The sequence below is a fragment of the Streptomyces sp. NPDC059455 genome (assembly GCF_042750115.1).
GTDB classification, from domain to species: Bacteria; Actinomycetota; Actinomycetes; order Streptomycetales; family Streptomycetaceae; genus Streptomyces; species Streptomyces endocoffeicus.
This window is the reverse complement of record NZ_JBHYVB010000006.1, coordinates 47,175-60,941: the sequence shown is the minus strand read 5'-3', so window position 1 is coordinate 60,941 and position 13,767 is coordinate 47,175. Positions and strand designations below refer to the sequence as shown.

14 protein-coding genes and 1 pseudogene are annotated in these 13,767 nt (G+C 70.6%); 10 read left to right on the top strand and 5 right to left on the bottom strand.

The window, feature by feature from the left end; genetic code table 11:
- Positions 1-16 precede the first annotated feature (16 nt).
- From ACFXB5_RS03595 to ACFXB5_RS03570, 6 genes are read left to right on the top strand one after another with little or no spacing between them, the layout of a single operon-like run.
- Entirely contained in the window at positions 17-1,270 is a 1,254-nt protein-coding gene (locus ACFXB5_RS03595; RefSeq protein ID WP_385202055.1) for a DUF4910 domain-containing protein, read from the top strand.
- The gene (locus ACFXB5_RS03590; RefSeq protein WP_385201956.1) at positions 1,267-2,574 is read left to right on the top strand and encodes a hypothetical protein; all 1,308 of its coding nucleotides are present in this window, start codon (positions 1,267-1,269) and stop codon (positions 2,572-2,574) included. Before ACFXB5_RS03595 ends, ACFXB5_RS03590 begins: the two co-directional genes overlap by 4 nt.
- Positions 2,571-3,518 carry a glycosyltransferase family 2 protein gene (locus tag ACFXB5_RS03585; protein ID WP_385201955.1) on the top strand — a complete coding sequence of 316 codons (948 nt, stop codon included), beginning with the start codon at positions 2,571-2,573 and terminating at the stop codon, positions 3,516-3,518. The genes ACFXB5_RS03590 and ACFXB5_RS03585 overlap by 4 nt, the downstream gene beginning before the upstream one ends.
- A complete protein-coding gene (locus tag ACFXB5_RS03580; RefSeq protein ID WP_385201953.1) occupies positions 3,515-4,735 on the top strand; it encodes a polysaccharide pyruvyl transferase family protein in 1,221 nt (406 codons plus the stop codon). The genes ACFXB5_RS03585 and ACFXB5_RS03580 overlap by 4 nt, the downstream gene beginning before the upstream one ends.
- Entirely contained in the window at positions 4,732-5,283 is a 552-nt protein-coding gene (gene rfbC / locus ACFXB5_RS03575) for a dTDP-4-dehydrorhamnose 3,5-epimerase (protein WP_385201951.1), read from the top strand. Before ACFXB5_RS03580 ends, rfbC begins: the two co-directional genes overlap by 4 nt.
- Before the next feature lie 7 nt (positions 5,284-5,290).
- Complete coding sequence (locus ACFXB5_RS03570; protein ID WP_385201949.1) at positions 5,291-6,616, top strand: glutamate-1-semialdehyde 2,1-aminomutase; 1,326 nt, start codon at positions 5,291-5,293, stop codon at positions 6,614-6,616.
- A 22-nt stretch (positions 6,617-6,638) separates the two neighbouring features.
- On the opposite strand, the gene ACFXB5_RS03565 is transcribed toward ACFXB5_RS03570, so the two are convergent.
- Positions 6,639-7,325, bottom strand: coding sequence for a phosphatase PAP2 family protein (locus tag ACFXB5_RS03565; protein ID WP_385201947.1), 687 nt, complete (start codon positions 7,323-7,325; stop codon positions 6,639-6,641).
- A gap of 244 nt (positions 7,326-7,569) precedes the next feature.
- The gene (locus ACFXB5_RS03560; protein WP_385201945.1) at positions 7,570-8,493 is read right to left on the bottom strand and encodes a PucR family transcriptional regulator; all 924 of its coding nucleotides are present in this window, start codon (positions 8,491-8,493) and stop codon (positions 7,570-7,572) included.
- Positions 8,494-8,583: 90 nt separating this feature from the next.
- On the opposite strand from ACFXB5_RS03560, the gene ACFXB5_RS03555 reads away from it, so the two are divergent.
- A complete protein-coding gene (locus ACFXB5_RS03555) occupies positions 8,584-9,294 on the top strand; it encodes an MFS transporter (RefSeq protein ID WP_385201944.1) in 711 nt (236 codons plus the stop codon).
- A gap of 145 nt (positions 9,295-9,439) precedes the next feature.
- Here ACFXB5_RS03555 and ACFXB5_RS03550 read toward each other — a convergent pair whose 3' ends face one another.
- Complete coding sequence (locus ACFXB5_RS03550; protein WP_385201942.1) at positions 9,440-10,228, bottom strand: inositol monophosphatase family protein; 789 nt, start codon at positions 10,226-10,228, stop codon at positions 9,440-9,442.
- Between the two features lie 53 nt (positions 10,229-10,281).
- Here ACFXB5_RS03550 and ACFXB5_RS03545 point away from each other — a divergent pair, with 53 nt between their 5' ends.
- Positions 10,282-11,181, top strand: a complete 900-nt coding sequence (locus ACFXB5_RS03545; RefSeq protein ID WP_385201940.1) for a LysR family transcriptional regulator — start codon at positions 10,282-10,284, stop codon at positions 11,179-11,181.
- Here the strand turns inward: ACFXB5_RS03545 and ACFXB5_RS03540 are convergent.
- Positions 11,178-11,786, bottom strand: a complete 609-nt coding sequence (locus ACFXB5_RS03540; RefSeq protein WP_385201938.1) for an NAD(P)-dependent oxidoreductase — start codon at positions 11,784-11,786, stop codon at positions 11,178-11,180. The two genes, ACFXB5_RS03545 and ACFXB5_RS03540, sit on opposite strands and share 4 nt — an antisense overlap.
- Positions 11,787-11,921: 135 nt before the next feature.
- On the opposite strand from ACFXB5_RS03540, the pseudogene ACFXB5_RS03535 reads away from it, so the two are divergent.
- Positions 11,922-12,302: pseudogene (locus ACFXB5_RS03535) on the top strand (AAA family ATPase); the annotation flags it as partial.
- Here the strand turns inward: ACFXB5_RS03535 and ACFXB5_RS03530 are convergent.
- On the bottom strand, positions 12,229-12,846 hold the full coding sequence (locus ACFXB5_RS03530) for a hypothetical protein (protein ID WP_385202053.1): 618 nt from the start codon (positions 12,844-12,846) through the stop codon (positions 12,229-12,231). The pseudogene ACFXB5_RS03535 and the gene ACFXB5_RS03530 overlap by 74 nt on opposite strands.
- A 274-nt stretch (positions 12,847-13,120) precedes the next feature.
- On the opposite strand from ACFXB5_RS03530, the gene ACFXB5_RS03525 reads away from it, so the two are divergent.
- Complete coding sequence (locus ACFXB5_RS03525; RefSeq protein ID WP_385201936.1) at positions 13,121-13,750, top strand: TetR/AcrR family transcriptional regulator; 630 nt, start codon at positions 13,121-13,123, stop codon at positions 13,748-13,750.
- Positions 13,751-13,767 lie beyond the last annotated feature (17 nt).

Here is a 13,767-nt window from a genome sequence, read left to right as displayed (position 1 = left end):
CACGGTCGGTGAGGAGATGCAGGCACTGGTGGAGCGGCTGTACCCGCTGTGCCGGAGCATCACCGGCGACGGTGTGCGCGCCACCCTGGAGATCGTCGGCGAGTACGTCCCGCTGCAGGTGCACGAGGTGCCGACCGGGACCCAGGTGCTCGACTGGACGGTGCCGCAGGAGTGGAACATCCGGGACGCGTACATCGCCGACACGGCCGGCCACCGGGTCGTCGACTTCGCCGCGTCCAGCCTCCACGTGCTCGGCTACAGCGTGCCGGTGTCGGCGACCATGCGGCTCTCCGAGCTGCGCCAGCACCTGCACACCCTGCCGGACCACCCGTCCTGGGTGCCGTACCGCACCAGCTACTACAAGCCGGAGTGGGGCTTCTGCCTGGCCCAGGACATCTTGGACGCGCTGCCGGACGGCGAGTACGAGGTGCGCATCGACTCCACACTCACCGATGGCCATCTCACCTACGCCGAGCACATCGTCCCCGGACAGGTCGCCGACGAGGTGATCGTCTCCTGCCATGTCTGCCACCCGTCGCTGGCCAACGACAACCTGGCCGGTATCGCCGTGGCGACGTTCCTGGCGCGGGCGCTGGCCGAGCGGACGCCGTACTACACCTACCGGTTCATCTACGCGCCCGGCACCATCGGGGCGATCACCTGGCTGGCCCGCAACGCGGAGCGGATCGACCGGGTCAAGCACGGCCTCGTGCTGGCCTGCGCCGGTGATCGGGGCCACCTCACGTACAAACAGAGCAGGCGCGGCGACGCGGAGATCGACCGGGTGCTGCGGCACGTGCTGACCGCCTCCGAACGCCCGCACCGCGTCACCGAGTTCACCCCGTACGGCTACGACGAGCGGCAGTACTGCTCGCCCGGGTTCGATCTCGGCGTCGGCTCGCTCACCCGGACCCCGTACGCGGGCTACCCCGAGTATCACACCTCGGCGGACAACCTGGATTTCGTCTCCCCGGAGGCGATGGCGGACACGCTCGCCGTCTGCCGCGAGGCGTTCGCCGTCCTTGACCGCAACCGGCGCTACCTCAACCTCAGCCCCTACGGCGAACCACAGCTGGGCCGACGTGGGTTGTACGACTCGCTCGGCGGCCGCAGCGACGCGAAGCAGGCCCAGATGGCCATGCTCTGGGTGCTCAACCTCTCCGACGGCGAGCACAGTCTGCTGGACGTCGCCGAGCGGTCCGGGCTGCCGTTCGACACCGTCGCCGACGCGGCCGGCGCCCTGCACGGCGCCGGGCTGATCAAGGCATGACGGCGATGCCCACCGAGGGGGGGAATCCGCAGACAGCGGCGCCACCGGCCGGATCCGCCAAGCGGGCCCTCGTCGGCCGGCTGTCCTGGGGACTGGCCGACCAGGCGGCCTCCAGCATGTCCAACTTCGTGGTGGGCATCTATGTGGCCCGCTCGCTGGGGCTGACCGCGTTCGGCGTGTTCAGCCTGGCCTGGGTGACCTACGGCGTGGTGCTCAACATCTCCCGCGGGCTGGCCACCGACCCGCTCGTGGTGCGCTTCAGCGGCGTGTCGGACACGTCCTGGCGCGCGGCGGTGGCCCGGTCGACGGGTACCGCACTCGGCGTGGGTGCGGCCATCGGCGCGGCGTGTCTGGTGGCCGGGCCGGCCCTCGGCGGCCGCGTGGGGCCCGCGTTCGCCTGCCTCGGCGTCATGCTGCCGGGGCTGCTGCTGCAGGACGCCTGGCGGTTCTCGTTCTTCGCCGCCGGCGCCGGGCGGAAGGCGTGTCTCAACGACGTCGTATGGGGCGTCGCGCTCGTCCCGGCCATGATCGTGGCGGCCCGCGTGGGCAGCGTGGCCGCGTATCTGCTCGCCTGGGGCGCGTCCGCCACGGTGGCGGCGGGGTACGGCTACCTCCAGTCCGGCATCCGGCCCCGGGTGACCGAGGCACGCGGGTGGCTTCGCGAGCAGCGCGATCTCGGCTACCGGTACCTGGTCGAGAACACCTGCCTCAGCGGCGCGAGCCAGCTGCGGGCGTACGGGCTCGGCGCGATCGTCGGGGTCGGCGCGGTGGGCGCGGTGCGCGGCGCCGAGCTCCTGCTCGGCCCGTTCCTCGCCGTGCTGATGGGCCTTTCGCTGGTCACCGTCCCGGAGGCGGCACGGGTGCTGCGGCAGGCCCCGCGTCAACTGGGCAGGTTCTGCCTCCTCCTCGGCGGCGGGCAGGCCACCGGAGCGCTGCTCTGGGGCTCGGCGCTGCTGCTGATGCCGGACCGGCTCGGCGAGTCCGTGCTCGGCGGCGTCTGGCACTCCTCCTCGGAGCTCATCGTGCAGATCACCCTCAGCGTCGCGGGAGCGGGCCTCGGCACCGGCGCGGCGGCCGGGCTGCGCGCGCTCGGCGCGGCCCGGCGCAGCCTGCGCTGCCAGCTGTTCGCCTCCGCTTGCTATGTCGGCGGCGGGCTCGGCGGGGCGGCCGTCGCCGGCACGGCCGGCTCGGCCTGGGGCGTCGCCGCCGCGACCGTCAGCGGCTCGGCCGTGTGGTGGCTGCAACTGCGGTCCGCCCTGCGCGAGCACCACCTCAACTCCCTTCCCGAAGTGAGGACTTCATGACCGCGCAACCCAGGCTGAGCATCGGCCTGCCCGTCTACAACGGCGAGGAGTACCTGGCCGAATCGCTCGACGCCCTGCTCGGCCAGACCTACGAGGACTTCGAACTGGTCATCTCCGACAACGCCTCGACCGACGGGACCGAGGACATCTGCCGCAAGTACGCCGCGCGGGACGCGCGCATCCGGTACCTCCGACTGCCCCGGAACATCGGCGCCACGCCGAACCACAACCGGGTGTTCGCCGAGTGCCGCGGTGAGCTGTTCAAGTGGGCCTCGCACGACGACCTCTACGCCCGCGATCTGCTGCGGGCTTGCGTCCAGGCGCTGGACGAGCGGCCGGACGTGATCCTCGCGCACGCCGACCAGGCGGTCATCGACGGCGACGGCCAGGTGAAGGTCCCGTACGAGTACACCCTCGCCACCGGCTCACCGCATCCGGCGGAGCGCTTCCGCAGCATGCTGTTCGAGCCCGGCGGTGACGACTTCTACGGGGTGATCCGGGCCGATGCGCTGCGCCGGGTGAAGCCGATGGACAGCTACCACCACGCGGACCGCACGTTCGTCGCCGAGATCGCCCTGCACGGGCGCTTCCACCAGGTGCCGGAGCTGCTGTACTTCCGCCGCGACCACCCCACCCGCGCCGAGCGGGCGAACCCCTCCAAGCGCGCCCGGTGCGTCAACCTGGACCCGCGCCGGGCCGGCCCGCTGCACCCGACGCCCCGGCTGCTCGCCGAGTACGTCTGGGGCTTCGCCTCGGCGATCCGGCGGGCCCCGTTGTCCGCGGCCGACCGGCGCGCGTGCTACCGCCACCTGGCCGCGTGGATGACCAGCCGGGTCCGGCCGGGCGCCGGTGAGCGGGTCGAGGACCGCGCCCCGGTCGACCCGGCCCTGCTCACCGTCTCCGTCGACGCCCTCGTCGCCGGACGTGAAGGGAGGCGGGCATGAAGACGGCGACACGTGTGGGGGTGTTCGGCCTGCTCGGGTCCGGCAACCTCGGCAACGACGGGTCGCTCGAGGCCGTCCTCGGGTACCTCCGCGCCGAGCACCCGGCGGCGGTCGTGGACGCGCTGTGCGGCGGACCCGAGGCCGTGACGGCCCGGTTCGGGATCCCCGCGACGCGGCTGCACTGGTACCGCGGGGAGTACCGGACCGCGTCCCGTGCGGGCGCGATCGCGGGGAAGGGTCTGGGCAAACTCGTCGACGTGTTCCGCACCGCCGCCTGGGTGCGCCGGCACGACGTGGTGATCGTGCCGGGCATGGGCGTCCTGGAGGCCACACTGCCGCTGCGGCCCTGGGGCTTCCCGTACTCGCTGTTCCTGCTCTGCGCGAGCGGCCGGCTGCTGCGCACCCGGGTCGCGCTGGTCAGCGTCGGCGCCGCCGAGATCGGCAACCGGCCGACCCGGGCCCTGGTGCGCTGGTCGGCGCGGCTGGCCACGTACCGGTCGTACCGGGACGCCCAGTCCCGCGACGCGATGCGGGCGATGGGCGTGGACACCGCGCGCGACGAGGTCTACCCGGACCTCGCGTTCTCCCTGCCGACACCGCGGGCGAGCGCGCCCTCGGGCTCGCCGGGCCCGGTCTGCGTCGGCGTCATGGACTTCCACGGCGGCAACGACGACCGCGCCCGAGCCGACGAGATATACCGGCGCTACCTCGACGGGACGATCCGGTTCGTGCGGGCACTCGTCGAGGACGGCAGGCCGGTCCGGCTGCTCACCGGCGACACCTGCGACGCGACGGTGGTCGCCGCGATCCTCGACGCGGTGGACTCGCCGCTGGTCACCGCCGCCGAACCGGCCTCACTGGACGACCTGATGAAGGAAATGGTCGCGGCCGACACCGTCGTGGCGGTCCGCTACCACAACCTGATCTGCGCGCTGAAGACCGGCACACCTGTGCTCGCCCTCAGCTACGCGACGAAGAGCGACGCGCTCATGGCCCGGATGGGCCTCGGCGCGTACTGCCACCCGGCCCGCGAGGTCGACGCCGACCAACTCCTCGAGCAGTTCCGGGCGTTGGAGAAGCACTCCGCCGAGCTGCGGCGGACGCTCACCGAGCGGAACCAGGCCGCGGCCCGGGACCTGGAGCACCAGTTCACCGCCCTGACCGCGGCCGTGTTCCCCGCGTCCGCCCAGGCCCACGCCCTTCGGGAGGCACCGTGAAAGCGACCGAAGTCCCGGAGATCGCGGGCGCGTTCCTGTTCGAGCCGACGCCGTACGCCGACGAGCGCGGCTTCTTCTGCCGCACCTTCGACGTCGACGTGGTCCGCTCGGTGGGCCTCGATCCGCACGCCTTCGTCCAGGACAGCGTGTCCCGCTCGGTCCGGGGCGTGCTGCGCGGCCTGCATCTGCGCTCCGGCGCCGGCGAGGCCAAGCTGGTGCGGTGCTCGTACGGGAGGATCTTCGACGTCGTCGTGGACCTGCGGCCGGACTCGCCGACGTACCTGGGCCGGGCCTTCTTCGAACTGTCCGGCGAGACGCAGGCGACCCTGTACATCCCGGCGGGGTGCGCGCACGGCTTCCAGGCGCTGACCGAAACCGCTGACACCTCGTACCGGATCGACCGCCCGCACGATCCGGCCGAGGATGTGACGATCGCCTACGACGACCCGGAGCTCGCCATTCCCTGGCCGTTGCCGGAACCATTGATGTCCCAGCGGGACCGGGAGGCGCCGAGCCTCGCCGAGGTCCTGAAGCACAAGGAAGGGTGAAGTCTGCTTGGCCACCGAAGAGTTCCTCCTACCCCGGTCGCGGCTGGCGAACGAGCGGCTGCACGCCATGATCCCCGGGGGCGCGCACACCTACGCCAAGGGCGACGACCAGTACCCCGAGAACCTGGCCCCGGTCATCAGCCACGGCCGCGGTGCCCACGTGTGGGACATCGACCGCAACCGCTATGTCGAGTACGGCTCCGGTCTGCGGTCGGTCAGCCTCGGCCACGCCCACCCACGGGTGAACGAGGCGGTGCGGCGGGAACTCGACCGCGGCAGCAACTTCGTCCGGCCGTCCATCGTGGAGGCCGAAGCCGCGGAACGCTTCCTGGCCACGGTGGAGACCGCCGAGATGGTGAAGTTCGCGAAGAACGGCTCCGACGCCACCACCGCCGCGGTGCGCCTCGCCCGCGCGGCCACCGGGCGCCCGCGGGTGGCCATCTGCGCCGACCATCCGTTCTTCTCCGTCGACGACTGGTTCATCGGCACCACGCCGATGTCCGCCGGTGTTCCGGCGGCGACCAACGAGCTCACCGTGGCGTTCCCCTACGGGGATCTGGCCGCCACGGAGGAGCTGCTCACCCGGCACCGGGACGAGGTCGCCTGTCTGATCCTCGAACCCGCCACCCACACCGAGCCGCCGCCCGGGTACCTCCAGGGCCTGCGCGAGCTGGCCGACCGGTACGGCTGCGTACTGATCTTCGATGAGATGATCACCGGCTTCCGCTGGTCCGAGGCGGGCGCCCAGGGCCTGTACGGCGTCGTCCCCGACCTCTCCACGTTCGGCAAGGCCCTGGGCAACGGATGCGCCGTCTCCGCGCTGGCCGGGCGCCGCGATCTGATGGAGCTGGGGGGCTTGCGGCACTCCGGCGACCGGGTGTTCCTGCTGTCCACCACGCACGGCGCGGAAACGCACTCGCTGGCCGCCGCGATGGCCGTGCAGACCATCTACGCCGAAGAGGGCGTCACCGCGCGGCTGCACGCCCTCGGCGAGCGGTTGGCCGCCGGTGTCCGCGGCGCCGCGGCGAGTATGGGCGTCGGTGACCACATCGTCGTCCGGGGCCGGGCCAGCAACCTGGTGTTCGCCACCCTCGACGAGAACGGGCAGCCGTCACAGCGGTACCGCACCCTGTTCCTGCGCCGGCTCCTCGCGGGCGGGGTGCTGGCCCCGTCGTTCGTGGTGAGCAGCGCGCTCAGCGACGCCGACATCGAGCACACCGTGGACGTGGTGGCCCAGGCGTGTGCGGATTACCGGAAGGCGCTGGACGCCGCTGACCCCACCCCCTGGCTGGCCGGACGACCGGTGAAGCCCGTATTCCGTCGCCTGGCGTGATGTGACGTGATCTGACGTAACGTCAGCGACGTTCTGGCCGACGGGCGTCGGCCATCCGATCGACCAGCCGGTCAGCCATCCGGTCGACCAGCCACGCGGTCGCCGGTATCACCGCAAGCGCGCTGCACCAGCCGCCGAGGACGTCGGTCGGATAGTGCGCGCCCAGGGCGACCTGCGCCCAGCCCATGGCGGCGCCGGCCACGAGCGCCGCGGCGAGCACGAGTGATGTGCCGGCCGTCCCGCCGAGGCCGAACCGGCCGGTCGCGAGCAGCGCCCCGATGAGGGCGAGTGCGGTGAAGAAGGCGGTGTGCCCGCTCGGATAGGACAGGTTGCCGTCGCCGTGGATGGTGCGTCCCACCAGATGCTTGAGCAGCGTCGCCGTCCCCACGGTCATGGCGGCGCCGGCAACGACGAGCACCGCCGCGCGAGGACGCCGAAGCAGCAGGCAGCCCGTCACAGCGACCACGATCAGCATCGCCGCTCCGGCGGGTTCCCCCAAGAAGTCCATGGCCAGCGCGACGCGCCTCCAGGGCGGCCGCACACTGTCCGCCGTCGGCTGGATGATCCATCTGTCCACCCCGCCGGGCTCGCTGTGACCGGCGTACAGGACCCCGAGCACGCCGACCATCAGCGCGGCGAGGGCCGCGATCGGCCCGAGCCACGCGCGCAGCGACCGGGGCAGCACCGCGGGCGGCGGGCGGCCGGTCACACGCCCACCGCGCCCGGCCGCGAGGCCGGACCGAGCAAGATGACAAACCCGTCGAGCACGAACTGGGTTGGGCCGACTTCCAGTTCCGTTCCGGCCAGGCGATCCAACGCGAGCCCCCCCGTCGTGTCCGACCCACCCACAAGCGACCGTAACCGCCCCGCGGACACCCTAACCAACAATCGAGGAAGCGGCCCGGTGGTCAACAGAAGATCCGGGAACAGCGCCGACTCCGCCGCCGATGTCTTCAGCCCAAGGCGCCCCGCTGCCGCAGATAGTTCTGCCCCGTGGTGGTCTTGAGCCACTCCGTGGCCATGGCCAGCAGAACCGCGTCCGCGGGCACCGCCAGGCTCAGCCCCGTCGCGTGCTCGACGGCTTGGAGCCGGTTGCGCACCGTATTGCGGTGCCGGTACGTACGGTCGGCGACTTCCGTGACGGAGCCGAACGCGAGGTAGTGCCGCAGCGTCTCGATCAGGCTTTCGTGATCACGCGCCGCCATCAGCGGAGCGAGCACATCGCGGGCCATGACACCGGTGAGCTCCTCGTCCCCCGACATGATCGCGCCGATCCAGTGGCGCCGGATGGGGCGCAGCCCGGGGACGGCATCGCTTCGGATCGCAGCGCGTGCCAGCCGTACGCCGCGAGGCGTACTCACCAAGCCGTCGACGTCGACGGTGCCGCACCTCCAGGCCCCCAGTGGGGTGAGGTGGTCGTGGACGGCCTCGCTGGAGCGCCGGCCCCGGTTGATCACCCCGAGCAGCTCGTCGCCGAGGTAACCGAAGTGATAGGGGAGATTGGCCCGCCGCAGCGCCTGGTGACAGTCGGCAAGGGATCGGTCACTGGTGGGGACTCCCTCGGCCACGAGGACCACCAGGGGGGCATCGGCCGGAATGCCGAGCTTGGCCGAGGCATCGGCCACGACGGCGGTGTCCCGCTCGCCCTCCAGCACCAGGCGTTCGAAGGCGCGGCTGCGGACCTGCAGGCGATGGCTGGTGAGATCGCGTTCCGCGCGGTGGTAGGCGTCGACGACCTCGACGCTGTTGGTGTCCGTCGCCTCCCAGACCAACAGCAGACCGTCGAGGAACCCCGGGTCACCGGCGAGGCCCCGTTTCCGGCCCTCCTCGACGAACGCCTCCCACAGCACCCGGAAGTCCAGCTGGAACGAATGCACCAGCGCCGGAAGAGGAAAGCCCTGCTCAGCGCGCTGGCGGCCCACATCTGAGGTGGCTCGGGCGACGTCCGGCGGGTTCGGCTGAGGGTCATGGATTCCCCGGTCTTCACCGCCTCCAAGGCCCGCGGCGAAAGTCACGGCTCCTTCCCGCTCGGCGCGCTGTTGCGCGACCACTGGAAGGTGCTGGTGTTGAGCATCGTGATGCAAGCACCGTTCGCCGTCGGCTCCTACGGGTTGAACTCGTACTTCGGCACCTATGTCACGGATACCCTCGGCAAGCCCGCCTCCTGGGTGTTGATCGCCGGCATGGTGGGCTCGCTGTTGAGCATCCCCACCTACATCGCCTTCAGCCTGCTGTCCGACAGGATCGGGCGGAAACCCGTGTACGCCATCGGTGGTTTCGGCTGGCTCATCCTGGCCCTGCCGTTCTACTGGCTCATGTCAACCGGGTCGCTGATCGGTGTCGTCGTCGCGGTGACGCTCGGCTGGAGCATCTGCCACGCGGCCACTTTCGCGGTGCAGTCCGGCTACCTCGCCGAACTCTTCCCCACCGAAGTGCGCTACAGCGGCGCCTCGATGAGCTACCAGATGTCCTCGGTGATATTCGGTGCCCCGGCGGGAGCCATCGCCGCTTCCCTGTACGCGGGTACCGGATCGATCTACAGCGTGTCGGTCTACGTCATCATCGGCTGCGCGGTCGGCTTGATGGCCCTCACCCGGGTCCGAGAGACGTTCCGCACGTCCCTGGACAGCCCCCCGGAACCCACTCGGGCAGCCACCGCGCCCCGGGCGACCTTGTAAACCTCACGAGCGCTCCACGGCGTGCGCCAGCGCGTCCAGCGTCAAGGACGCCGGTTGTCCTCGCGGAACGTCGATCCGACCGCGCCCGGCTCGCCACACAACGCCGACGTCGCCCGGCACGGTTCACTCCCTGCCCGGCCTTTGGTCAGGCGGTGAGAACCGCGAGCGCGGCGGCGTGTACGCCCGGTGCGGCGGCGATGTAGCTCTCGCTGGTCAGCTGCCACGGCTTGCCATCGAGGTCAGTGACGATGCCGCCGGCCTCCTGGACCAGCAACACACCGGCCACATGGGAGCGCACATTGTCGAACTGCCAGTGCAGGTCCATTCGGCCTGCGGCGACTTGGGCGAGCTGGTGGGTCACAGGGACGGAGATCCGTACGTAGATGGCCGCCTTCATCATCGCGGTGAAGGAAGAGCCCATCCGCTCCGCGACTTCGGCGTTCTGGCCGGGCTTCGCCTGGCCGGTGCCGACCAGGGCGCCGTCCAGCGACCTCTTGGCGGAAACCCGGAGCGGTACGCCGTTGAGGAACGCCCCGTCGCCCGCCGTGGCCGTGAACATCTCGTCGAGCAGCGGAACGTAGACCACCGCCAGCACCGGGCGCCCATCGCGGACGAGGCTTACGCCGATGTTCCAGTCGGCCAGGCCGTGTATCGCGTTGATGTTGCCGCCGACCGGGTCGATGAGCCACCACTCGCCCGTGTCCAGCGGGCCAGATCCGTGTTCGTCGTTGAGCCAGCCCGCGCTCGGCAGGATCTCAGCCAATGCCGGCCGCAATGTGTCGACTACGGCCGCGTCGTTCTCGCGGGCGTCCGCCAGAAGCTCGGTGAGCCCGGACTGGCGCGTCTCCGTGGAATAGCGCTTCATCAACCGGGCGCCGGCGCGGCGGACGGCGGCCGTGGCGGCCGCGAGCAGCTCGTTGCCAGGCTCTATCATGACGTCTCCCTGATTAACTTTGCTACAACTTCATGTTGGGTAGGTTTACTGACGTGCAAGTAGATTTGAATCTGCTAACCGTGCTTGATGCCCTGCTGGAGGAGGGCAGCGTCATGGGCGCGGCTGAGCGGCTGAATCTGTCGTCACCTGCGGTCAGCCGCACGCTCGGTCGGCTTCGAAGGCTGACTGGCGACGACATCCTGGTGCGCACGGGGCAGACCATGACCCCCACGCCCTATGCGGTGGCGGTCCGGGAGGACGTCCACCGGCTGGTCAGGCAGGGCCACGAGGTACTCTCCCCGAGCCGCGAACTGGATCTTGGCGAACTGGACCGTACCTTCACGCTCCAGTACCATGACGCGCTCGCCGCGTCGCTGGCGCCCATATTGGTCGGCAGGATCCAGGAGCGGGCCCCCGGAGTGACGTTACGGATGCTGGCAGAGACCTCCGCCGACACCGACGACCTGCGGCATGGCCGCACCGACCTGGAACTCGGCGGAGGGCGGCCGAGCCTGCCCGAGTTCCGGTCCGAAATCCTCGGCCATGACCCCCTCGTCGTGGCGATGCGTCCAGGCCACCCGTGTGCCGACGGCCTTGATCTGCGCTCGTACGCGTCATGGCCACATGTGCTCGTCTCCCGGCGTGGCCGTCTCACCGCGCCGATCGACGACATGCTGGCCGCCGAAGGATTGCGCCGCCGGGTGGTCGCGGCGGTGGCGGCCCTCCCCACGGCCCTGCATGTTGCCAGCCGTGGTGACGCGCTGGTCACTACCACGGAGACGCTGAGCCGCCCACTCGTCGAAGCGTTCAGGCTGATCACCCGGCCGCTACCAGTCGAGTTCCCAGCGGCGGCGATCCACTGCAACTGGCACCAGCGCTATGACTCCGACATCGCCCATGCCTGGCTTCGTGATCAGGTACGGGCCGCTCTCGCGGAGATCGTCACCAGCTAGTTGGCCAGCGGCAGGGCCACCGTGCCGGGGAAGCGTGGCTCCTCCGCCTCAGCGAGCATGGCCGCGGCCACGGACTCACGGGTGACCGTGGCCGCGAGGTCGAACGGAGGGCCGGCCTCCAGACCAACCGTGCGCCATTCCGGGCTTTCCGGTCCGTCGGCGAGCACCCCGGCATGGAAGACCGTGCCCCCGGCCGCGAGCACGGTGTCGTCCGCCGCGATCTTGTCCGGGAGCCGGTCGCCCAGCAGCTTCGGGATAACGCTCGCCGCCTCCCCCGCCACCTCGGCGGATTTGCCTGTGCCGTACGCGCCGAGCCAGATGATGCGTCGTGGTCCGGCGGAGACAACCGCCTTGGCGCCGGCGAGCAGAACTCCGGCCTGGTCGGCACCGAGGGCGGAAAGGACAACGGAATCCGTGTTGATGACGGCCGCGATACTCGCGGGATCGTTCACATTGCCCGCCACTTTATGCAGAACGGCAGAGCCGGGAAGCGGTATGCGCTCGGGATCGCGCGCAATCGCGGTGACGGTGTGACCGCGTCCCAACGCCCGCCGGGTGATTGCGAGTCCGGTCCTGCCGGAGGCCGCGAGAATGATGAGGTTCATGCGAAAAGGCTAGAGAACCCATTCCTTAACAGCAAATGCATCCTCGTTAAGGAGTGATTTACTCAAATGCAATTCCCCCGCGTGTAGCCGAAGGGATCGGACCGGCCGTTCCCCGCATCACGATGCGCCTACCGCATGCCCGTTCGCGTCGGCAACCACTACCCGTCCCATCCCTCGCCCGCCGGTCGTGTCGCGCCCAGCGCGCCGACGCTTCAGGCATGCCATGCCGATGGTTTGCCGATCAACTACAGTCTTCGGCATGTTGCCATTGTCGCTCGACCTGGTCTTTTCATCGGCAGGCCCGACGAGAAGCGCCACATTGACGAGTTGACCGGCAGGGCAGTCTCGGGCCGGGGTGGCGCGCTGGCTCTCAGAGGCGAGGCGGGCATCGGCAAAAGCGCGTTGCTGACATATGCGGCGCATGCGACGCCAGCCTTCCGAATCATTCGCGCCACCGGCTCGGAATTCGAGCAACATCTGCCGTACTCCGGATTGCATCAGCTGTGCGTGCCGCTGCTGCGGCACCTGGCCGATCTGCCGCACCGGCATCACGATGCCTTGCTGCGTCGTTGCGGGTCACGCTCTTCCTCGCCCGCCGGGTCACGACCGATCCCATCGCGATGCTGTCCGCGGCTCGGCCGGGGCACGGGGCGAACGAGTTCGATGAGCTACCGGGACTGGTCATCCGCGGCCTGAACGACGAGGACGCCAAGATTCTGCTGACGACGCGCAGCCCGCTCCCGCTGGACGACCAGGTGCGTGACCGGCTGATCGCGGAGGCCCAAGGCAGTCCGCTGGCGCTGCTCGAACCGCCACGGGCCGGGGGCTTCGTACCGCCCGATGTGTCCTCCGTACCGACCCGGATCGAGCATGGTTTCCACACCAGGCTGACCGGCCTGACCGCGGAAGCCCGGCTTCTGCTCACCGTCGCCGCCGCCGACCCGACCGGGTCGACGACGAGCGCGCCGCCGGGCATCGCGTGCCCGTCCGAGCCGTGCCCGCCTCCGCGTACGGCCACGGGAATGCCGCGGCCGGAGGCGTAGCGCAGGACGGTCGCCACGTCGTCCTCGTCGACGCACCGTGCGATCAGCGCGGGGCCTTCGTCGGCGGCGCGGCCCTGATACAGCACGCGTGCCGCCTCGTACCCGTGGTCGCCGGGCCGCAGCGAGGCGCCTCGGAAGGCCGCGGGGAAATCGGAGTGGGGAGCGGGCGATGCGGACACGCGGGGGCCTCCTCAGGCACGCACGGCTAAGCGGAAATTCAATTTCCGGTTATGCGGAAGGCTGACATCAGGAGCGATGAACCCACCCGCACCTCCCCCTGGCGACCGCCCGATGCGTGCCGACGCCCGCGAGAACATCCGCCTGATCCTGCGGGCGGCACGTACCGTCTTCGCCGACCGCGGATATGAGGTGTCGATCGAGGAGGTCGCCCGCCGCTCAGGGGTAGGCATGGGGACCATCTACCGGCACTTCCCGAACAAGAGCGCCCTCGTCGAGCACGTCGCGGTCGACGTCATGGCGGAGGCGTCCGCCGAGATCGAGCGGGCTTCGGCGGAGGAACCGGACACCTGGGCGGTCTTCACCCGGGTGATGCGTCACATGGCGCAGCTCCGCAGCAGCCAGATGTTCCCGATCTCCCGGAGACGCCCGACGGAACCGGGACCCGAACTCAAGGCGGCCCGCGGCGCCCTACTGGCCGACTTCGACGCCCTCGTGGCGCGGGCCCAGGACGAAGGGCTCCTGCGCGAGGACGTGACGGTGTTCGACCTCGTCCTGATGCTGAACTCAATCCCACCGCGGATCCCCGACGACGGGGCGGACGAACCCTCCGCGGATCTCGCGGCTCGCCACCTCGGAGTGCTCCTCGACGGCCTGCGCGCACCCCACACGGAAACGCTGCCCGCGCCGGCCGCCGACCGCCGCGACATCGACCGGTTCTTCCGAACACGATTCGGCCTGTGAACCCGTCGTACGCGCCG